Source organism: Kribbella sp. NPDC059898 (genome assembly GCF_042730855.1).
In the GTDB taxonomy this organism is placed as follows: Bacteria; Actinomycetota; Actinomycetes; order Propionibacteriales; family Kribbellaceae; genus Kribbella.
The window spans coordinates 594826-614165 of sequence record NZ_JBHWKR010000004.1; the positions used below are offsets into that span (position 1 = coordinate 594826).

The 19340-nt window shown below is 70.0% G+C and carries 18 protein-coding genes; 11 read left to right on the forward strand and 7 right to left on the reverse strand.

What is annotated here, in order from left to right:
* The first annotated feature begins 46 nt into the window (after positions 1–46).
* Positions 47–397 (forward strand): ArsR/SmtB family transcription factor, encoded by a 351-nt coding sequence (locus ACFV9C_RS16845; protein ID WP_380194532.1) that lies wholly within the window; start codon positions 47–49, stop codon positions 395–397.
* Here ACFV9C_RS16845 and ACFV9C_RS16850 read toward each other — a convergent pair.
* The 4 genes from ACFV9C_RS16850 to ACFV9C_RS16865 all read right to left on the reverse strand — a co-directional run bounded on the left by ACFV9C_RS16850 (position 394) and on the right by ACFV9C_RS16865 (position 5917).
* Positions 394–1119 carry an AAA family ATPase gene (locus ACFV9C_RS16850; RefSeq protein ID WP_380194534.1) on the reverse strand — a complete coding sequence of 242 codons (726 nt, stop codon included), beginning with the start codon at positions 1117–1119 and terminating at the stop codon, positions 394–396. The genes ACFV9C_RS16845 and ACFV9C_RS16850 overlap by 4 nt on opposite strands.
* 13 nt (positions 1120–1132) lie before the next feature.
* Positions 1133–1309, reverse strand: a complete 177-nt coding sequence (locus ACFV9C_RS16855) for a DUF6104 family protein (protein WP_185759093.1) — start codon at positions 1307–1309, stop codon at positions 1133–1135.
* A gap of 1 nt (position 1310) precedes the next feature.
* Positions 1311–5087: a multifunctional oxoglutarate decarboxylase/oxoglutarate dehydrogenase thiamine pyrophosphate-binding subunit/dihydrolipoyllysine-residue succinyltransferase subunit gene (locus ACFV9C_RS16860; RefSeq protein ID WP_380194536.1), complete on the reverse strand. Its 3777-nt coding sequence runs from the start codon at positions 5085–5087 to the stop codon at positions 1311–1313.
* 419 nt (positions 5088–5506) lie between these two features.
* Positions 5507–5917, reverse strand: a complete 411-nt coding sequence (locus ACFV9C_RS16865; RefSeq protein ID WP_380194538.1) for a DUF3052 domain-containing protein — start codon at positions 5915–5917, stop codon at positions 5507–5509.
* Between the two features lie 32 nt (positions 5918–5949).
* On the opposite strand from ACFV9C_RS16865, the gene ACFV9C_RS16870 reads away from it, so the two are divergent.
* The 4 genes from ACFV9C_RS16870 to ACFV9C_RS16885 all read left to right on the forward strand — a co-directional run bounded on the left by ACFV9C_RS16870 (position 5950) and on the right by ACFV9C_RS16885 (position 10825).
* Positions 5950–6621 (forward strand): FadR/GntR family transcriptional regulator, encoded by a 672-nt coding sequence (locus tag ACFV9C_RS16870; RefSeq protein WP_380194540.1) that lies wholly within the window; start codon positions 5950–5952, stop codon positions 6619–6621.
* A gap of 134 nt (positions 6622–6755) precedes the next feature.
* Positions 6756–6962 carry a DUF6343 family protein gene (locus ACFV9C_RS16875; RefSeq protein ID WP_380194541.1) on the forward strand — a complete coding sequence of 69 codons (207 nt, stop codon included), beginning with the start codon at positions 6756–6758 and terminating at the stop codon, positions 6960–6962.
* A 149-nt stretch (positions 6963–7111) separates the two neighbouring features.
* Entirely contained in the window at positions 7112–8692 is a 1581-nt protein-coding gene (locus tag ACFV9C_RS16880; protein ID WP_380194543.1) for an ABC-F family ATP-binding cassette domain-containing protein, read from the forward strand.
* Between the two features lie 57 nt (positions 8693–8749).
* On the forward strand, positions 8750–10825 hold the full coding sequence (locus ACFV9C_RS16885; RefSeq protein ID WP_380194545.1) for a copper-translocating P-type ATPase: 2076 nt from the start codon (positions 8750–8752) through the stop codon (positions 10823–10825).
* On the opposite strand, the gene ACFV9C_RS16890 is transcribed toward ACFV9C_RS16885, so the two are convergent.
* Positions 10802–11344, reverse strand: coding sequence for a TetR/AcrR family transcriptional regulator (locus tag ACFV9C_RS16890; RefSeq protein ID WP_380194546.1), 543 nt, complete (start codon positions 11342–11344; stop codon positions 10802–10804). The genes ACFV9C_RS16885 and ACFV9C_RS16890 overlap by 24 nt on opposite strands.
* Positions 11345–11398: 54 nt before the next feature.
* Here ACFV9C_RS16890 and ACFV9C_RS16895 point away from each other — a divergent pair, with 54 nt between their 5' ends.
* The gene (locus ACFV9C_RS16895) at positions 11399–11698 is read left to right on the forward strand and encodes a DUF2218 domain-containing protein (RefSeq protein ID WP_380194547.1); all 300 of its coding nucleotides are present in this window, start codon (positions 11399–11401) and stop codon (positions 11696–11698) included.
* On the opposite strand, the gene ACFV9C_RS16900 is transcribed toward ACFV9C_RS16895, so the two are convergent.
* Together ACFV9C_RS16900 and ACFV9C_RS16905 are read right to left on the reverse strand one after the other, a co-directional pair.
* Positions 11669–12223: a DUF305 domain-containing protein gene (locus ACFV9C_RS16900; RefSeq protein ID WP_380194549.1), complete on the reverse strand. Its 555-nt coding sequence runs from the start codon at positions 12221–12223 to the stop codon at positions 11669–11671. The two genes, ACFV9C_RS16895 and ACFV9C_RS16900, sit on opposite strands and share 30 nt — an antisense overlap.
* 51 nt (positions 12224–12274) lie before the next feature.
* A complete protein-coding gene (locus ACFV9C_RS16905; RefSeq protein ID WP_380194551.1) occupies positions 12275–12652 on the reverse strand; it encodes a DUF6153 family protein in 378 nt (125 codons plus the stop codon).
* Between the two features lie 123 nt (positions 12653–12775).
* On the opposite strand from ACFV9C_RS16905, the gene ACFV9C_RS16910 reads away from it, so the two are divergent.
* The 5 genes from ACFV9C_RS16910 (at position 12776) to ACFV9C_RS16930 (ending at position 19275) form a co-directional block, all read left to right on the forward strand.
* A complete protein-coding gene (locus tag ACFV9C_RS16910) occupies positions 12776–14125 on the forward strand; it encodes a purine-cytosine permease family protein (protein ID WP_380194553.1) in 1350 nt (449 codons plus the stop codon).
* 24 nt (positions 14126–14149) lie between these two features.
* Complete coding sequence (locus ACFV9C_RS16915) at positions 14150–15709, forward strand: hydantoinase/oxoprolinase N-terminal domain-containing protein (RefSeq protein ID WP_380194554.1); 1560 nt, start codon at positions 14150–14152, stop codon at positions 15707–15709.
* Positions 15710–15818: 109 nt separating this feature from the next.
* Positions 15819–16892, forward strand: coding sequence for a DUF917 domain-containing protein (locus ACFV9C_RS16920; protein WP_380194556.1), 1074 nt, complete (start codon positions 15819–15821; stop codon positions 16890–16892).
* Entirely contained in the window at positions 16889–17998 is a 1110-nt protein-coding gene (locus ACFV9C_RS16925) for a DUF917 domain-containing protein (RefSeq protein ID WP_380194557.1), read from the forward strand. The genes ACFV9C_RS16920 and ACFV9C_RS16925 overlap by 4 nt, the downstream gene beginning before the upstream one ends.
* Positions 17999–18204: 206 nt before the next feature.
* Positions 18205–19275, forward strand: coding sequence for a DUF917 domain-containing protein (locus ACFV9C_RS16930; protein WP_380194559.1), 1071 nt, complete (start codon positions 18205–18207; stop codon positions 19273–19275).
* Positions 19276–19340: the final 65 nt, after the last annotated feature.

The following is a 19340-nucleotide window of genomic DNA, read 5'->3' on the forward strand; positions in this document are numbered from 1 at the left end:
CGGCGCGCTGTCCGGACAGCGGTCCAGCGGTCACAATGACTGCGCGATGACGAACCCTGAACCGACGAAGGCGCAGCTCGAATCCGCCGCGGGCACCTTCGCCATGCTCTCCGCCCCGGTCCGGCTGCACCTGGTGTCGCTGGCCGCGCAGGGGGAGTACGACGTCGGAACCCTGGCGGACCGGGTCGGCGTGAGCATCGCCACCGCGAGCCAGCACCTCGGCAAACTCCGCCTGGCCGGCATCATCACCGCCCGCCGCGAGGGCCGCCGGCACATCTACACGGTCGACGACCCGCACGTCCTCAACATGGTCGACCAGATCTTCGAACACATCGCCCCCGACGGCTCCCTGGCGCCGGACCCGCCGCGCCGGGTCCCGCCACCACACACCGACTAAAGCACGTGCCGCAGGTACCTTTCGGGGGCCTGCAGGTACGCCTTCCAGTTCTGGACGAGTCTGAGGTCTTCCCAGATGGTGCGGCGGATGCCCCAGTCGCCTACCTCGAGGATGGTGGCGTTGGGGAGAGCGGCGATGACGGGGGAGTGGGTGGCGCACAACACCTGCGAGCCGGATTCGGCGAGGCGGTTGAGGACGCCGACGACCGCGAGGCTGCTGGAGAAGGAGAGGGCGGACTCGGGTTCGTCGAGGCAGTAGAAGCCCTGGCGGGTGAATCGGTCGCTGATGAGGGTCAGGAAGCTCTCGCCGTGGCTGAGCTCGTGGAACGCCGCGTCAGGTGGGCCGGAGGTCCGAGGGTTCTGCTCGAGGTAGGTGTAGAAGCCGTGCATCGTCTCCGCGCGGAGGAAGAACCCGGCGCGTTTGGCGCCGACGCCGCGGGTCAGTTGGAGGTCGGCGGCGAGGGGAGACTCCGTGGCGCGCGTGGTCAGGCGCGCGCCGGTCGAGCCGCCCTCCGGTGACAGGCCGAAGGCCATCGCGACCGCCTCCACGATGGTGGACTTGCCCGCGCCGTTCTCCCCGACGAGGAACGTCACGCCCGGCTCCAGGTCCAGCCCGTCGGTCAGCAGTTGGTGTACGGCGGGAATCGTGTGCGGCCAGGCCCCGGAAACGCGAACGCCCTCCGCCGCGGCGACCCGTCGTACGGGCTGCGTGGCGAAGGGCATTCGCTCAGGATAGCTACTCGTCCTCGTCGTCCAGCCGAGCCAGCCAGGTGGCGAAGCGCTCGACGGGCGTCTCGAACTCGGGGTTCAGGTCGACGAACTCACGGAGCCGCTCGGCGACCCACGCCAGCGTGACGTCCTCCTCGCCACGCCGCTTCTCGAGCTCCTCGATCCCGCGGTCGGTGAAGTACATGTCAGCTGAAGGCCTGCTTCAGCAGCGTCGCCTGCTCGGTGCCGTGCACACCGTGCGAGCCGACCGCCGGAGCGGACATCGCCGGCCGGGACACCCGGTAGAACGGCTTGCCGCCCAGGTGTTCGGTCAGGTTCAGCGCCATGAACGGCCACGGACCCTGGTTCGCCGGCTCGTCCTGCACCCAGCGGATCTCGGTGGCGTTCGGGTACTTCGCCAGCTCGGCGACAACCTCGTCGGCAGGCAGCGGGTACAGCTGCTCGACCCGGAGGATCGCGGTGCTGATCTTGTCCGGCTCGACCTTCTTCCGCTCGGCGAGCAGGTCGTACACGATCCGGCCCGAGGCCAGGATGACCCGCTCGACGGCGGCCGGGTTGGCCTCCGCCTCGGAGTCGCTCAGCACCGGCCGGAACGTGCCGTGGGTCAGCTCCTCCGGCTGCGACACGGCCTCCTTGCGCCGCAGCAGCTGCTTCGGCGTGAAGACGACCATCGGGACGTGCTCCTCGCCGAGCGTGTGCCGGCGGAGCAGGTGGAAGTACGACGCCGGAGTCGACGGCTGCGCCACCGTCATCGCGTCCTCCGCGCACAGCGCCAGGAACCGCTCGATCCGGGCCGAGGTGTGGTCCGGGCCCTGGCCCTCGTAGCCGTGCGGGAGCAGCAGCACGACACCGGACTTCTGGCCCCACTTCGCCTCACCGGACGAGATGTACTCGTCGATGACCGACTGCGCGCCGTTCACGAAGTCGCCGAACTGCGCCTCCCAGAGCACCAGCGCCTCCGGCCGCGCCACCGAGTACCCGTACTCGAATCCGAGCGCGGCGTACTCGCTGAGCAGCGAGTCGTAGACGAAGAAGCTCGCCTGGTCGGCGTCCAGGTGCTGCAGCGGGACGTGGTCCTGGCCGTTCACCCGGTCGATGATCGCGGCGAACCGCTGGACGAACGTACCGCGGCGGCTGTCCTGGCCGGCCAGCCGGACCGGACGCCCGTCCAGCAGCAGCGAACCGAACGCGGTGATCTCCGCGCTGGCCCAGTCCAGCGGGCCCTCGGTGATCGCGTGCGCCCGGCGCTGCAGCTGCGGCTGCACCTTCGGGTGCACGGTGAAGCCTTCCGGCAGCGTGGTGTACGCGTCGGCGATCTTCTTCAGCACCTCCGGCGTGATCGCGGTCGCGTCCGGACCCTCGGGCTTGTCCGGGTACTCCGGCGCCGTCACGTACGGCGGCGGGGTGTCCGGCTCGTTCTTCGCGTCCCGGACCTCGGCGAACACCCGCTCGAGGCGCTGCTGGAAGTCCTGCATCGCCTGCTCGGCCTCTTCGATCGTGATGTCGCCACGACCGATCAGGGCCTCGGTGTACAGCTTCCGGACCGAGCGCTTCTGCTCGATCAGGTCGTACATCAGCGGCTGCGTGAAGCTCGGGTCGTCGCCCTCGTTGTGACCACGGCGGCGGTAGCAGACCAGGTCGATGACGACGTCCTTGTTGAACGCCTGGCGGTACTCGAACGCGAGGTCCGCGACCCGGATGCAGGCCTCGGGGTCGTCGCCGTTCACGTGGAAGATCGGCGCCTGCACCATCCGCGCGACGTCGGTGGAGTACATCGACGAGCGGGACGAGGCCGGCGAGGTGGTGAAGCCGACCTGGTTGTTCACGATCACGTGGATCGTGCCGCCGGTGCGGTAGCCGCGCAGCTGGGACAGGTTCAGCGTCTCCGCCACCACGCCCTGGCCGGCGAACGCCGCGTCACCGTGCACCAGCACCGGCAGCACCGGGAACGCCGCGCCGCGGTCCAGCAGGTCCTGCTTGGCCCGGACGATGCCCTCGAGCACCGGGTCGACGGTCTCCAGGTGCGACGGGTTCGCCGCCACCGAGACCTTGATCTTGTCGCCGAACTCGGAGACGAACTCGCCCTCCGCGCCCAGGTGGTACTTGACGTCGCCGGAGCCCTGCACGGTCCGCGGGTCGATGTTGCCCTCGAACTCGCGGAAGATCTGGCCGTACGACTTGCCGACGATGTTCGCCAGCACGTTCAGCCGGCCGCGGTGCGCCATCCCGATCGCGACCTCGTCCAGCCCGGCGCCGGCGGCCTCCTCGCAGAGCTCGTCGAGCAGCGGGATGGTGGTCTCCGCGCCCTCCAGCGAGAACCGGCGCTGACCGACGTACTTGGTCTGCAGGAAGGTCTCGAAGGCCTCGGCCTCGTTCAGCTTGGCCAGGATCCGCAGCTGCTCCTCGCGGGGCGGCTTGGTGTGCGGGCGCTCGACCCGCTCCTGGATCCACTTGCGCTGCTCCGGGTCCTGGATGTGCATGTACTCGATACCGGTGGTCCGGCAGTACGAGTCGCGCAGGATGCCGAGGATCTCGCGGAGCTTCATGAACCGCCGGTCGCCGCCGCCGAACGAGCCGGTGGCGAACTCGCGGTCCAGGTCCCACAGCGTCAGGCCGTGGGTGGCGACGTCCAGGTCCGGGTGGCTGCGCTGCTTGTACTCCAGCGGGTCGGTGTCGGCCATGATGTGGCCGCGCACCCGGAACGCGTGGATCAGCTCCAGGATCCGGGCCTGCTTGCTGATGTCCTCCTCGTGGCTGTGCGGGAGGTCGGCGGCCCAGCGGATCGGCTCGTACGGGATCCGCAAGCTCTGGAAGATCTCGTCGTAGAAGCCCTCGCCGCCGAGCAGCAACTGGTGGATCCGGCGCAGGAACTCACCCGACTGGGCGCCCTGGATGATCCGGTGGTCGTACGTCGAGGTCAGCGTCATCACCTTGCTGACCGCGAGCTTGGCCATCGTCTCCTCGGCCGCGCCCTGGTACTCCGGCGGGTACTCCATCGCGCCGACGCCGATGATGCAGCCCTGGCCGGTCATCAGCCGCGGCACCGAGTGCTGGGTGCCGATGGTGCCCGGGTTGGTCAGGCTGATCGTGGTGCCCTGGAAGTCCGGCAGCGCGAGCTTGTTGTCCCGGGCCCGGCGGACGATGTCCTCGTAGGCCATCCAGAAGTCGGCGAAGTTCATCGACTCGGCGGCCTTGATCGACGGCACCAGCAGCTGCCGGGTGCCGTCCGGCTTCTGCATGTCGATGGCCAGGCCCAGGTTGATGTGGGCCGGCTGCACGTGCGTCGGCTTGCCGTCGGTCTCGTCGTACGACGCGTTCATCTCCGGCAGCGTCTTCAGCGCCTTGACCAGCGCCCAGCCGATCAGGTGCGTGAACGAGATCTTGCCGCCGCGGGCGCGCTTCAGGTGGTTGTTGATCACGATCCGGTTGTCGATCAGCAGCTTGACCGGCACCTGCCGGACGCTGGTCGCGGTCGGGACCGTGAGGCTGGTCTCCATGTTCTGCGCGGTGCGCGCCGGGGCGCCGCGGAGGATCTGCCGCTCGGCGTCCGCGCTGGTCGCGGGGGCCGGCTTGGGCTGGGCGCTGGGCGGCTGGTTCACCGTGCCTCCGGTCGGAGCGGCGGCCTTCGCGGCCGGGGCCTGAGCTGCTGGAGCGGCCTGCGCGGGGGCCGGTGCCGCGGGCGTTGCCGGTACCGCGGGGGCCGGGGCGGGCGCGGGGGTGGTTCCGCGGCTCGGCGCCTCCGGGGTCTTGTTGTCGGACACCGCGTCCGGTCGGGGAGCGTCGGCCGGGGTGGTCGTCACCGGCTTCGCTGCACCGTCGGGGTTGTACGTCTTGAAGAAGTCGTGCCACGCCGGATCCACCGAATTCGGGTCCTGCTGGTACTTCTCGTACAGCTCGTCGACCAGCCATTCGTTCGCACCGAAGGCTGCTAGGGGATTGGTGTCTGATGGCTCGGTGGCCACTTGGCAGTTCGCCTCTTCCGATTTCGGGTCCGGTACCACTGGTGGTTAATGCTGATGTTATGGGTGGTGTCCCAAGCAAAGGCTAATAGCACGCGGAGTACTTCCACAGCCGGGGACCACCGGACCAGTGTGTCGAGTGGTCGGGCCTCGGTGGCACGATCCATCGGCGCCTGAAACACTGCCCACAAAGGTGTTTCAGGCCACACGCCCTCCGCTCACCCCGCCCGGATGCGGAGAGCGACGGTCATAGCTCCGGGACGCCTTGCAGTGGTGGCTTTCCGGCGCCCGGTCCGGGATCGCCGCGGCGGCCCGCTGAGCGCGGTTGCCCACTGTATGCAGCTGTGCACTCGCCGCCCGTGATGATCGGAGGTGTGGTCAATGTCACGCTCCGAATCAGTCCACCTGGGCATGATTGGCCTTCATCGGTTGCTGAGCCGGCGGACCAGCTTGAGGCCCGACCAGGTCGCGTCGATCGCGCAGACCTTCACGTCGACGACTCCCAGCGGCAGGGCCAGCTCGCGGATGCCGTTCTCGTCCAGGTCGGTCGGCACGCCGGAGGACCGCTTCGGCCAGGCGGCCCAGATCATCCCGGCGGTGACGGTCTTCGGGAGCAGTACCGGCAGCCGCCTTGCCAGCCGGGTCCGGTCGGGGCAGAACATCAGGACCACGTCGTACGGCGCCCGCCCCGGCCGGCGCGCCACCGTCGTACCGTCCGGCAGGCCCTCGACGACGAAGCCGGCCGGGGCGTTGTCGAGCAGGACCAGGTGAGCAGCCGTGATTCCGAGCTTGGCGGCCAGCGGCTTCCCCGAGTAACCCGGCGTCGAGGTCATCCTCGGATGCTAGCTGGCGGCATACTTGGGAAATGGCGCTGACGGATGAGGCGATCGTCAAGATCAAGGGGATGATCACCTCGGGGGAGCTCGGACCGGGGGATCGGCTGCCGAAGGAGGCGGACCTGGCCGCCCGGCTGGGGCTGTCCCGGAACTCGCTGCGGGAGGCCGTCAAGGCGCTCACGCTGGTCAACGTGCTGGACGTCCGGCACGGCGACGGGACGTACGTGACCAGCCTCGACTCGGCGCACCTGCTGGACGCGCTGAGCTTCATGGTCGACCTGCACCGCGACGACTCGGTGCTGCAGTTCTTCGAGGTACGCCGGTTGCTCGAACCGGGCGTCGCCGCCCTGGCCGCGACCCGGATCAGCCCCGAGCAGGTGACCGAGCTGCGGCTGCTGTGCAGCGACCTCGCGCCGGACGCCGGGGTCGAGGAACTGGTCGCGAACGACCTGCGGTTCCACCGCGGGATCGCCGAGGCGACCGGGAACCAGGTCGTCTGCTCGCTGCTCGACGGCGTCTCCGGCGCCACCCAGCGGGCCCGGATCTGGCGCGGCGTCACCCAGGCCGGCGCGGTCGAGCGGACGCTGTCCGAGCACGCCGCGATCCTGGACGCGATCGAGAGCGGCGACGCCGAGGCGGCCCGGGCCTGGATGACCGCCCACATCGCCGGTGTCGAAACCTGGCTCCGCAAGGCCCCCTAGGGCTAAACCGGAGGTATGGCAGTACTGATGCCACGCCTCCGGCGCGGCGGGTCATGGGGCTGTAACTCCCGTCCTTCCCTCGTCGCTCCGGTCGCTGCGCTCCCTCCGCTCCTCAGTCCAGGACGGGAGGCCCCATGACCGGGCCACCTCCACCCCGCAGTGCGCTGACGTTGCGGATCGTGCTGTCGGTGTTCGGGGTGGCGGTGTTCGCGGCGGCGACCGTGCTGGCGGTCGGGTTCGGGCTGCCGTTCGGGTGGGTGGTCGTGTTCGGGCTGCTCACCGGGGTCGCACTGGTCGATCTCGTGGTCGTTGCCTGGCGCAAGCACTCCGAAAACGGTTGAACGGTCCGGCCGGAATCCGTAAGCTTTCGGTGTCACATTCCCGACGACAGGGGTTCGAGTTGTCGAACTGAGGTCCTCTCCGTAGCCGATCGATCGCCGCCGTTCTGGCGTGCGGTCTCGTCCGAGACCTCAGTAGGAGTCGACACCTCATGAGTTTTTCCCTGTCCTGTACCGACCTGTCCTTCGCCTGGCCCGACGGCGAGGTGCTGTTCGACGGCCTGACGTTCGTGGCCGGCCCGGTCCGCTCCGGACTGGTCGGCCGCAACGGCGCCGGCAAGTCGACGCTGCTCCGGCTGATCGCCGGGCGGCTCACCCCGCAACGCGGGGCGATCCGGGTCGCCGGCGAGCTCGGGTACCTGCCGCAGGACCTGACCCTGGACACCTCGCTGCGGGTCGACCAGGCGCTCGGCATCGACGCCGTACGGCGGGCCGTGACCGCGATCGAGTCCGGTGACGCGTCCGAGCAGAACTTCGCGATCGTCGGCGACGACTGGGACGTCGACGAACGCGCCGAGGCGCTGCTCGGCAAGCTCGGCCTGGGCGCGATCGGCCTGGACCGCAGCGTCGGCGAGCTGTCCGGCGGCGAGACGATCCTGCTCGGGCTCGCGGCCGAGCTGCTCGGGCGTCCCGACGTACTGCTGCTCGACGAGCCGACGAACAACCTCGACCTGCGGGCGCGGCGGCACCTGTACGACGCCGTCGACCAGTTCCGCGGTGCGCTGCTGATCGTGTCGCACGACCGGGAGTTGCTCGACCGGGTCGACCAGATCGGCGACCTGCGCAAGGGCGAGGTCACCTGGTACGGCGGCAACCTGAGCGCCTACGAGGAGGCGGTCGCGATCGAGCAGGAGGCCGCCGAGCGGATGCTCCGGGCGGCGGAGGCCGACGTACGCAAGCAGAAGAAGGACCTCGTCGAGGCGCGGATGAAGATGGATCAGCGCCGGGCCCGGGGGCAGCGGGCCTTCGAGCAGGGCGGCATCCCGAAGATCATCGCGGGCGGACTGAAGCGGTCGGCGCAGGTGTCGGCCGGCAAGCACCTCGGGATGCAGTCCGAGCGGCTCGAGTCTGCGCAGGAGGCGCTCGCGGACGCGGAGGACAAGGTCCACGACGACGACGCGATCCGCGTCGACCTGCCGAAGACCGCCGTACCCGCGGGCCGGATCGTGCTCCGGCTGGAGGATCACGGACTGCGGACCGGGGCGCACGTCGACCTGGAGATCCGCGGGCCGGAGCGGATCGCGCTGACCGGGCCGAACGGTGCCGGCAAGACCACGCTGCTGCAGTCGATCGTGGCGGGGGAGCTGCCGGTGGTGCCGTTCCGGTACCTGCCGCAGCGGCTGGACCTGCTCCGGGAGGACCTGTCGATCGTCGACAACCTGGCGCTGCTTGCGCCGGCGACGGAGAACCAGGAGCGGCGGGCGCGGCTGGCGCGGTTCCTGTTCCGCGGGCGGTCGGCGGATCAGCTGGTCAGTACGTTGTCGGGCGGGGAGCGGTTCCGGGCGACGCTGGCGGCGTTGCTGCTGGCGGAGCCTCCGCCGCAGCTGCTGATGCTGGACGAGCCGACCAACAACCTCGACCTCGCGAGCGTGGGGCAGCTGAAGGACGCGCTCGCGTCGTACAGCGGGGCGCTGGTGATCGCGAGCCACGACGTACCGTTCCTGCGCGAGATGGGGATCACGCGCTGGGTCGAGCTGACACGGGAGGGGCCTGCCGACATCGATCCGCTCTAGCGGCCGTGCTCGTCCGCGCTCTTGAATCTGATACCCCCTAGGGGTATGATTCACGGCATGGACGAGCACGAGCAGCATCAGCACGGTGGTCACGAGGACCACCTGAGTCATGGCGGGCACGAGGCGCACGGTGGTCACGGCGGGCACGGGGATCATGCGGCGCAGTTCAAGGACCGGTTCTGGATCAGCCTGGTGCTGGCAGTGCCGGTGGTGTTCTTCAGTCCGATGTTCTCCGACCTGCTCGGGTACATGCCGCCGGAGTTCCCCGGGTCGGCGCTGATCGCGCCGGTGCTCGGCACGGTGATCTTCCTGTACGGCGGGCAGCCGTTCCTGACCGGCGGCTGGAGCGAACTGAGGACGCGCCGCCCCGGGATGATGCTGCTGATCTCGATGGCGATCACGGTGGCGTTCGTCGCCTCCTGGGTGACGACGCTGAAGCTCGGCGGGTTCGACCTGGACTTCTGGTGGGAGCTCGCGCTGCTGATCGTGATCATGCTGCTCGGGCACTGGCTGGAGATGCGGGCACTGGGTGCCGCGTCCGGTGCGCTGGACGCGCTCGCCGCGTTGCTGCCGGACTCGGCCGAGAAGGTGACCGACGACGGCGTGGTCGAGGTGTCGCTGCACGAGTTGCAGGCGGGCGACGTCGTACTCGTACGGTCCGGCGGACGGGTGCCGGCCGACGGTACGGTGGTCGACGGGCAGGCCGAGGTCGACGAGTCGATGATCACCGGCGAGTCGCGGCCGGTGTCGCGTGCCGTCGGCGACCCGGTCGTCGCCGGGACCGTTGCCACCGACAACGCGCTGCGCGTCGAGATCACCGCGGTCGGCGACGACACCGCGCTCGCCGGCATCCAGCGGCTGGTCGCCGAGGCGCAGGCCTCGTCGTCGCGGGCGCAGGCGCTGGCCGACCGGGCGGCGGCGTTCCTCTTCTACTTCGCGTCGATCGCGGGACTGATCACGTTCGTGGTGTGGACGCTGCTGGGCAAGCTGGACGAGGCCGTCACGCGGACCGTGACCGTGCTGGTGATCGCCTGCCCGCACGCCCTCGGGCTGGCCATCCCGCTGGTGATCGCGATCTCCACGGAGCGGGCCGCGCGGGCCGGCGTACTGGTGAAGAACCGCTTGGCGCTGGAGCGCATGCGGACCATCGATGCGGTCCTGTTCGACAAGACCGGCACCCTGACCAAGGGCGAGGCGGCCGTCACCGGAGTCGCCGCTGTCGGTGCAGTCTCTCAGGACGAGTTGCTGGAACTGGCCGCGGCGGTCGAGGCGGACAGTGAGCACCCGTTGGCGAAGGCAATCGTTCGGGCGCATGCCGAGCGTGTGCCGGTCGGTGCTGGACGTGTGGTGGCCACCGAGTTTCGGTCGTTGACTGGGCGGGGGGTGCAGGCGGTGGTGAACGGGGCTGAGGTTGCGGTTGGTGGGCCGGCGTACCTGCGGGAGAACGGGCTGACCGAGCCGGCCGTGCTGGAAGCCTCCGTAGCGGAGTGGAAAGAGCGGGGTGCCGCGGTGCTGCATGTGGTGCGGGACGGGGAGGTACTCGGGGCGGTCGCGCTCGAGGACGAGGTCCGCGAGGAGTCCCGGCAGGCGGTCGCGGCGCTGCACAAGCGCGGCGTGAAGGTCGCGATGATCACCGGTGACGCGCACCAGGTGGCCGACGCGGTGGCGCGGGAGCTCGGGATCGACGAGGTGTTCGCGGAGGTGCTGCCGCAGGACAAGGACGCGAAGGTCGCCGAGCTGCAGGCCCGCGGGCTGAAGGTCGCGATGGTCGGCGACGGCGTGAACGACGCGCCCGCACTGGCCCGGGCCGAGGTCGGGATCGCGATCGGCGCCGGTACGGACGTCGCGATCGAGTCCGCCGGAGTGGTGCTGGCCGCGGACGACCCGCGGGCGGTGCTGTCGGTGATCGACCTGTCCAAGGCGAGCTACCGCAAGATGTGGCAGAACCTTGTCTGGGCGACCGGCTACAACGTCATCACGGTCCCGCTGGCCGCCGGCGTACTCGCCTTCGCCGGGGTGGTCGTCTCACCGGCCGTCGGTGCACTGCTGATGTCGATCTCGACGATCGTCGTCGCACTCAACGCCCAGCTCCTCCGCCGCCTCGACCTCTCACCGCGCCGACTCGTCCCGTAGCCCACTCAGCGTCACCGCCACCAGGCGCCGTACCGCCGCTTTCGACGGTACGGCGCCTGCGGCGTCGAGGGCATGTACGGCGTACGCGGCGAGCTCCTTCTTCGGTACGTCGCTCCGCACGTCCCCGAGGCGCTCCGCGACGAAGTCGATCAGGTGGTCGCGGGCGTGGTCGACGTGCTGCTCCCGGTGCAGGGACGGGGCTGCCGTCGGCGGGTGCTCGTGACGGATGAAGGCGTACGTCTCCAGGACGTCGTCGATCCGGTGCGTGCGCTCCCACACGTCTTCGAGCTGCTGCAGATGCGCGGTCACCTGTCGCCGATGCCAGGCGGACAACACCGCGTCGACGTCGCCGTAGTACTTGTACAACGTCGCCCGGCCGACTCCTGCCCGCTGTGCCAGCTCGGCCATGCTCACCCCGGTCAGTCCGCGCTCGCCGACCAGCGCGGCGGCCGCGTCGAGGATCGCTTCGTGGACCGCGGACCGGTGCGCGGCGATCGTGTGCTCCCACAACTTAGGCATAGCTGGATTGTATGCCTATGATCGAGACACAGTGTCTCGAAAAAGGAGTCCGTCGTGTCAGCTCTCGAAGCCCACGTGGAAACCCCACGCGCCGACCGTTACCGCACCCAACTCACCAGCCACCTCTCTTACGGCCCTGGCGGACTCCAGGTGCTGTCCGAGTCCGCGGACGAGCTCGTCGTCGACCTCGGCACCGCGACCTGGACCATCCGCTCCACTCCCGAGCAGCTGATCCTGCGTCTGGACGCGAGCGACCCGGGCGCCCTCGAACAGCAGAGCACCCGGGTCGCGCAGCGGATCGAACAGCTAGGTCACCGCGACGGACTAACCGTTCGCTGGGAGTCTGCCGAGTAGCTGCTGCATGCTGGTGATCTCGGTCGTCTGAGCCGCCTCGATCTGCTTCGCGAGGGCTACGGCCGCCGTGTCCTTGCCTGTTGTTTCCTCGGTCTTGGCCATCGTGACCGCGCCCTGGTGGTGCTTGATCATCATCGTCACCCACATGCGGTCGTACATGCTGCCGGTCGCCTTCGTCAGGTCGTCCATCTCCTGCGGGCTCATCATGCCGGTCATCGTGTGACCGGCATGTTCGCCGGGTGTCGGGACGGGCTTGCCCCAAGCGGTCAGCCAGCCCGACATCAGCTTGATCTCCGGGTCCTGGGCCGCCTTGATCGCGGTCGCCAGCTTCTTGACCTCCGCATTGGTTGCCTTCCGCAACGCCCCGTCGGCCATCTCGACGGCCTGCTGGTGGTGCGGGATCATCTGCGACGCGAACATCACGTCCGCGTCGTTGTGACTCGCCTCAGGCGCTGCGGACTTTCCACAACCGACGGCGGTCAGCAAAAGAAGTAGTACAACGGTCGTTCGATAGACGTGCGTCATCACATTCCTTGGTTTGTGGTGTAGGTACGGCGGAACAAGGCGCACGTCGGCCTATATCCGCAGTACTCCCAAGGAAGACAGCACCACCCGCGGCGGCGACCGCTCGCCCAGCACCCGCGTCAGCCGGCAGGCCGGCAGGCCGACCGCGCGCCAGACCAGCAGACTCCGCAGCCCGAGCAGGAGCGACAGCAAGAGGACCAACCCGGTCAGCACGGCCAGGCACGCGCCGCCCATGTCCGGCATCTCGTCGCCGGGCAGCACCTGCACCTCGGCCGGATGCTCCATCGCGACCATCGACGGACCGGGCATCGCCATCGCGGCGTCGTGGTGGGAGGTCAGGCCGTGCATCGCGAACACCCCGGCGACCACGGTGAGTACGCCGAGTATCCGGAGCAGTCGCGCTCCGCGGTCGTGTATGCGTCCGGCCATCGCGACAAGAGTACCGACCTGGGCGAGATGCACAGTCAGCACGCGCCGGGTGTGCACACTGGACGGTGAGGCGGGCCGCCGGCAGTCGTACGTTCGGTGAAATCCCAGAGCTGGAGGTCCACGATGGCCGGTTCTTCTGTTGGTGCTGACGACTACGCGCTCGCCCGGGTGCCCGAGCATGCGCGCTACTCCTGGTGGTCCGTGGCGACACAGCGGTTCGGGCAGATCTCGGCGCTCAGCCAGTTCCTGCTCGGCGCGACGCTCGGGTTCGGGATGAGCTTCTGGCACGCGTTCTGGGCGCTCACGCTCGGCGCGGTGATCCTGGAGCTGGTCGCGATCCTGATCGGCGTGATCGGTGCGCGGGAGGGGCTGCAGACGTCGGTGATCGCGCGCTGGACCGGGTTCGGTCAGGCGGGGTCGTCGCTGATCGGGCTGGCGATCGGGATCAGCCTGATCGGGTGGTTCGGGATCCAGTCCGCGGTGTCCGCGGCCGGGCTCAGCCAGCTGATCGGCGTACTCCCGACCTGGGGCTGGTCGCTCGTCTTCGGTCTCGCGGTGACGCTCGTCGTACTGCGCGGCTTCCATTCGATGGCGTGGGTCGCGTACTTCACCGTCCCGGCGTTCCTGCTGCTCGTCGGCTGGTCGATCATCAGCGAGCTGTCCAACCACAGCCTCGGGTCGCTGGTGAACGCGGCCCCGCCGGGTCCGCACCTGAGCCTGCTGGCAGGTACGACGCTGGTCGCGGGCGGCTTCATCGTCGGCGCGGTGATCACGCCGGACATGACCCGGTACAACCGCACGGTCGGCGACGTGGTCAAGCAGACGATCCTGGGCGTGACGCTGGGGGAGTACGTGATCGGGCTGGTCGGCGTACTGCTCGCGCATGCCGTTGGTTCGGCCAACGTGATCACGATCGTCACGTCGTCGGTCGGCTGGGTCGGCACGCTGGTGATCATCCTCGGCACGCTGAAGATCAACGACTGGAACCTCTACAGCTCCGGTCTCGGCGTGGTGAACTTCATCGGCACGGTGTTCGGCCGGCGGGTCAACCGGGCGGCCGTCACGCTGGTGGTCGGCGTCCTCGGCAGTGTGCTCGCGGCCGGCGGGATCCTGGACAAGTTCACCGAGTTCCTGACCGTGCTCGGGGTCGCGTTCCCGCCGATCGCCGGGATCATGGTCGCGGAGTACTTCGTGGTCAAGCGCTGGCGGCCCGACCTGGACGCCTCGCGCGCCGGCGGCACGCTGCCCGCGACCGCGCCCACGTGGGTGCCTGCCACGATCGTGATCTGGGTCGGCGCCGCACTCATCGGCAAGTACGTCGCCTGGGGCCTGCCGAGCATCAACTCGCTTCTCGTCGGCTTCCTCGCGTACGTCGTCGCCGGCAAACTCGGCCTGATCCGCGGCATCGGCACCAGCCGCACGATGGAACCCGAACCCACCACCGACCCCACCGCCCTGCCTGCAACCAACTGATCTGCCCCAACGGGAGGAACCGGAATGCGTATCGGTATCGATGTCGGTGGGACCAACACCGACGCCGTGCTGCTCGACGGCACCAGCGTGCTGGCGGCGAACAAGTCCGCGACCAGTGCGGACGTGACGGCCGGCATCATCGACACCCTGGACCGGCTGCAGGCGGAGCGATCCTTCGACCCGGCGCAGGTGCAGGCCGTGATGATCGGCACCACGCACTTCATCAACGCGCTGATCGAGGCCCGCCGGCTCGCCCCGACCGCGGCGCTGCGCCTCGGTCTCCCGGCGACCGCGTCCCTGCCCCCGCTGGTCGACTGGCCCGAGCGGCTGGTCGGGGCGATCAGCGGGCGGAGCTACCTGGCGCACGGCGGGCACGAGTTCGACGGCCGGCACATCGCGGAGCTGGACGAGGACGAGCTGCGCCGGCACGCCGACGACATGCGGCAGCACGGCGTACGGTCGGTGGCGGTCTCGTCGGTGTTCTCGCCGGTGAGCAACGAGTTCGAGCTGCGCGCCGCCGAGATCCTGCGCGCCGAGCTCGGCGACGACGTGGCGATCTCGCTGTCCCACGAGATCGGCCGGATCGGTCTGCTGGAACGCGAGAACGCGACCATCATCAACGCCGCCCTCCGCGAGCTCGCCGCGTCGATCGTCGACGGCTTGGCCGGCGCCGTCAAGGGTCACGGCATCTCCGCTCCGCTGTACCTCAGCCAGAACGACGGCACGCTGATGGACGTCGACTTCGCCCGCCGGTACCCGGTCGCCACGTTCGCGTCCGGCCCGACGAACTCGATGCGCGGCGCGGCGCTGCTGTCCGGGCTGGACACGTGTGCGGTGGTCGACGTCGGCGGGACGACGAGCGACGTCGGCGTACTCACCCACGGGTTTCCGCGGGAGGCGACCACCGAGGTCGACGTGGCCGGCGTCCGGACGAACTTCCGGATGCCCGACGTACTCAGCATCGGCATCGGCGGTGGAAGTTTGGTGGCCGACGGCAACGGTCAGGTGACGGTCGGGCCGCGGTCGGTGGGGTACCGCCTGACCGAGGAGGCGCTGGTGTTCGGCGGGAAGACGCTGACCGCGACGGACATCGCGGTCGCGGCCGGGCGGGCCGAGGTCGGTTCCCCGGGCGCGGTCGCGGACCTCGACCCGACGCTGGTGAAGGCCGCCCTCGCCCGGGTGGCCGCGGACATCGCGGACGCGGTGGAACGGATGCGTACCTCGCCGGACCCGCTGCCGGTGGTGGCGGTCGGCGGCGGGTCGATCCTGCTCCCGGACGACCTGCCCGGCAGTCTCGCCGTCCACCGGCCGGAGAACTTCGCGGTCGCGAACGCGATCGGCGCCGCGATCGCGCAGGTCGGCGGCGAGGTCGACCGGGTGTACGCGATCGACCCGGGCCGCCGCGACGCGGTCGTCGACGAGGCCCGCCAGGAAGCCGTCGACCGCGCGATCGCGGCCGGCGCCGACCCCGCGGCCGTCCGCATCGTCGACTTCGACGAGGTCCCGATCCCGTACCTCCCCGGGAACGCCACCCGCATCCGCTGCAAGGCCGTCGGCGATCTGCGCCTGGGAGAAACCCGATGACCGCGAATCTGCAGCCCATCACAATCGCCACCCAACCGCCCGCCCCCACGGGAGGCGCGGCCGACTCGACGATTGTGATGGCCCTGGGATCCGGAGTGGAGTGGTTGGGATGAAGTTGCGGGCTGAGGATTTGGGCGCGCTTGCGCGCGGGGCTGCTGTGTTGGGGACCGGGGGTGGTGGGGATCCGCATATCGGGCGGTTGCTGGCGCAGCAGGCGTTGAAGGAGCATGGGCCGGTGGAGGTTGTTGCTCTCGGCGACCTTCCGGACGACGCGTGTGTGTTGCCGGTCGCGATGATGGGTGCGCCGACGGTGATGGTGGAGAAGCTGCCCTCGGCCGACCAGATCTCGGTCGCCGTGCAGACTCTCGCGAAGTACGTCGGGAAGACGCCGACCCACCTCGCCTGTATCGAGGCCGGCGGCGTGAACTCGACCGTACCCGTCATCGCCGCCGCCCAACTCGGCCTGCCGCTGGTGGACGGCGACGGGATGGGCCGCGCGTTCCCCGAACTGCAGATGGTGCTGCCGACGCTGGCCGGGATCGAGGCGACGCCGATGGCGATCGTCGACGAGAAGGGCAACCGCGGAGTCTTCGACACGGTCACCAACGAATGGGCCGAACGCCTCGCCCGTTCCGCGACCGTCGACATGGGCTGCTCGGCGATCGTCTCGCTCTACGCGATGACCGGCGCCGAGGTCCGCGACTCGTTCGTCGCCGGCACGCTCAGCAAATGCGTCACGATCGGCCACGCGATCGAGAAGGCACAACGCGCACACACCGACCCGGTCGCGGCGGTCGTGGACGAGCTCGGCGGCCGCCTCCTGCACGTCGGCAAGGTCGTCGACGTGCAACGCCGTACGACGACCGGCTTCGCCCGCGGCGACGCGGCCGTCGACGGGCTCGACGCCTCCCACGGGCGGTTGCTGACGCTGCGCTTCCAGAACGAGCACCTGGTCGCGGAGCTCGACGGTACGGCGGTGGCGACCACGCCGGACCTGATCATCGTGCTCGACACCGAGTCCGGCGAACCGATCACCACCGAGGCGCTCCGCTACGGCCATCGCGTCAGCGTGCTCGCCGCGCCGTCCGACGAACGCTGGCACTCGCCGGCAGGCATCGAGCTGGTCGGCCCCCGGTACTTCGGCTACGACCTCGACCCCATCCGTGCCCTGGAGACCGTATGAGCTGGCAACTGGGCATCGACCACCTGCGCGACCTCGCCCGCGGCGCGGCGATCCTCGGCACCGGTGGTGGCGGCGACCCGCTGATCGGCCGGCTGCTCGTCGAGCAGGCGATCCGCGAACACGGGCCGGTCACCGTCCTCGACCCGGACGAGCTCGACGACGACGCGTTCGTGATCCCGACCGCGCAGATGGGCGCGCCGACCGTGATCGTGGAGAAGATCCCGCGCGGCAGCGAACCCGTCGGCGCGCTGCGGGCGCTGGAGAAACACCTCGGCCGCCGCGCCGACGCCACGATGCCGATCGAGTGCGGCGGCATCAACTCGATGATCCCGCTGCTGGTCGCGGCCCGCACCGGTCTCCCGGTCGTCGACGCGGACGGGATGGGGCGGGCGTTCCCGGAGCTGCAGATGGAGACGTTCTCGGTGTACGGCGTACCGGGGTCGCCGATGGCGATCGCGGGCGAGCACGACGAGACCGTGGTGATCGACACCGCGACCGACAACCGGCAGATGGAGTGGCTGGCGCGCGGGATCACGATCCGGTTGGGCGGGGTCGCGCACATCGCGGAGTACTCGATGACGGGCGCCGAGGTGAAGCGGACCGCCGTACCGCGGACGTTGTCGCTCGGGCTGTCGATCGGCCGCGCGGTGCGGGAGGCGCGGGCGGCGCACGCGGACCCGGTCGAGGCGATCCGGGAGGCGTTGGCGCCGACGCTGTACAGCCACCTGCGGGTGCTGTTCCGCGGCAAGGTCGTCGACGTGGAACGCCGTACGGTCGAGGGCTTCGCGCGCGGACGGGCGCGGTTCACGTCGTACGACGGGACCTCGCAGCTGGAGCTCCGGTTCCAGAACGAGAACCTGGTCGCGGAGGTCGACGGCGAGGTGGTGTGCACGGTGCCGGACCTGATCTGCGTACTGGAGGGCGACACCGCGGAGCCGATCACCACCGAGGGCCTCCGGTACGGGCAGCGCGTGACGGTGGTGGGCATCTCGACGCCGGACCTGATGCGCACCCCGGAGGCGCTGGCGGTCTTCGGCCCGGCCTGCTTCGGGCTGGACGTCGAGTTCGAACCCGTCGAGCGCCGCGCGGACGTACTCGTCCCCTGACGGTGCCTTCGGCGCGGCCGCCGGCCGCCCCGAGGTGCTCGTCCCCGACCCCCGGCCCGCCGTGCTGACCCCTCCGCGGCGGGCCGGGGTTCCACCCGGACCTGCAGCACTCATCAAGTGCTGCGCCCTGGCGGACCGCCCGCTCAAGCGGGGCCGGTTAGGCGCGTTTGATGAGTGGCGGCGGTCCGCGGTGGCAGGATCGGTCCATGACCACAGTGGTCCGCGCGCAGGATCTCGAGGCGCTGGTCGTCGGGGTCACGCTGCTGGGCTCCGGCGGCGGGGGCGACACGGGCGCGTTCGGCCGGATGCTGCGGCGGCGGCTCGGGGCGGGGGAGCTGGTACTGCGGGACGCGGCGGACCTGCCCGGGGTGTCGGTGAGTCCGATCGGGGTGGTCGGGGCGACCAGTGTGCTGATGGAGAAGCTGCCCAGCGGTGGGGAGTTCGAGACGGCGGTACGGGCGGTCAGCCGGTGGACCGGGGCGGACGTGACCGCGCTGATGTCGCTGGAGGCCGGCGGGCTGAACGGTCTGACAGCACTCATCGCCGCGCTGGACCTGGGGCTGCCGGTGGTGGACGCGGATCTGATGGGGCGGGCGCTGCCGCGGTTGGACCAGTTCTCGTGGGCGGTGGCCGGGCGGTCGTTGACGCCTTGTGCGTTGAGTGAGCCGAGCGGGCAGGTGATCGTGGTCGACAACGTCGACGCTGCCGGACTGGAGCGGGCTGTACGGAGTTTTGTTGCGCAGACGGGTGGATGGGCGGTGCTGGCGCTGGCACCGACGCCGATCGAGGCTGCGGCTGTTGATGCGGTCGAGGGGAGCCTGACACGGGCGCTGGCGCTTGGGCAGGCGCATGCCGCCCTTGAGCCGGGTACGGCGCCGGCTGCTGTTGCTGATGGGTTGGGCGGGCGGTTGCTGGGGAGCGGGCGGGTGGAGGAGGTCGCTCGGCATGTGATCGCTGACGGTGGCGCGGCGTTCGGCCGGGGGAGTTTGTGCGTGGTGGACTCCGCCAGCCGGGCCGTGATCCGCATCGAGACGGAGAACGAGTATTTGCTGGCGTTGGTGGACGGTACGCCGGTTGTCACCACGCCGGATCTCCTGTGCGTGTTGGACCACCGCACGCTCCAGCCGATCGCCGTGGACGGCGTACGCGCCGGGGACGAGGTCGTCGTACTGGCCCTTCCCGGTCCTACGTGGTGGCGTCGTCCTGACCGGCTTCTGCACGTGGCCCCGGAAGCGTTCGGTCTCGCCTGCCCACCCCAGCTCCTGGAAGCCTCGTGACAACCCTCCTGACTGCCATGCTCACGTCCCCCGGCTGGCGAGACGTGGTCGTCCTAGCCGGACCC

Excerpts from the sequence above, each read along its gene's own strand:
- ACFV9C_RS16845 (WP_380194532.1), top strand. The coding sequence starts at position 47 with ATGACGAACCCTGAACCGACGAAGGCGCAGCTCGAATCCGCCGCGGGC.
- ACFV9C_RS16850 (WP_380194534.1), bottom strand. The coding sequence starts at position 1,119 with ATGCCCTTCGCCACGCAGCCCGTACGACGGGTCGCCGCGGCGGAGGGC.
- ACFV9C_RS16855 (WP_185759093.1), bottom strand. The coding sequence starts at position 1,309 with ATGTACTTCACCGACCGCGGGATCGAGGAGCTCGAGAAGCGGCGTGGC.
- ACFV9C_RS16865 (WP_380194538.1), bottom strand. The coding sequence starts at position 5,917 with ATGACCTCGACGCCGGGTTACTCGGGGAAGCCGCTGGCCGCCAAGCTC.
- ACFV9C_RS16870 (WP_380194540.1), top strand. The coding sequence starts at position 5,950 with ATGGCGCTGACGGATGAGGCGATCGTCAAGATCAAGGGGATGATCACC.
- ACFV9C_RS16875 (WP_380194541.1), top strand. The coding sequence starts at position 6,756 with ATGACCGGGCCACCTCCACCCCGCAGTGCGCTGACGTTGCGGATCGTG.
- ACFV9C_RS16880 (WP_380194543.1), top strand. The coding sequence starts at position 7,112 with ATGAGTTTTTCCCTGTCCTGTACCGACCTGTCCTTCGCCTGGCCCGAC.
- ACFV9C_RS16885 (WP_380194545.1), top strand. The coding sequence starts at position 8,750 with ATGGACGAGCACGAGCAGCATCAGCACGGTGGTCACGAGGACCACCTG.
- ACFV9C_RS16890 (WP_380194546.1), bottom strand. The coding sequence starts at position 11,344 with ATGCCTAAGTTGTGGGAGCACACGATCGCCGCGCACCGGTCCGCGGTC.
- ACFV9C_RS16900 (WP_380194549.1), bottom strand. The coding sequence starts at position 12,223 with ATGACGCACGTCTATCGAACGACCGTTGTACTACTTCTTTTGCTGACC.
- ACFV9C_RS16905 (WP_380194551.1), bottom strand. The coding sequence starts at position 12,652 with ATGGCCGGACGCATACACGACCGCGGAGCGCGACTGCTCCGGATACTC.
- ACFV9C_RS16910 (WP_380194553.1), top strand. The coding sequence starts at position 12,776 with ATGGCCGGTTCTTCTGTTGGTGCTGACGACTACGCGCTCGCCCGGGTG.
- ACFV9C_RS16915 (WP_380194554.1), top strand. The coding sequence starts at position 14,150 with ATGCGTATCGGTATCGATGTCGGTGGGACCAACACCGACGCCGTGCTG.
- ACFV9C_RS16920 (WP_380194556.1), top strand. The coding sequence starts at position 15,819 with ATGAAGTTGCGGGCTGAGGATTTGGGCGCGCTTGCGCGCGGGGCTGCT.
- ACFV9C_RS16925 (WP_380194557.1), top strand. The coding sequence starts at position 16,889 with ATGAGCTGGCAACTGGGCATCGACCACCTGCGCGACCTCGCCCGCGGC.
- ACFV9C_RS16930 (WP_380194559.1), top strand. The coding sequence starts at position 18,205 with ATGACCACAGTGGTCCGCGCGCAGGATCTCGAGGCGCTGGTCGTCGGG.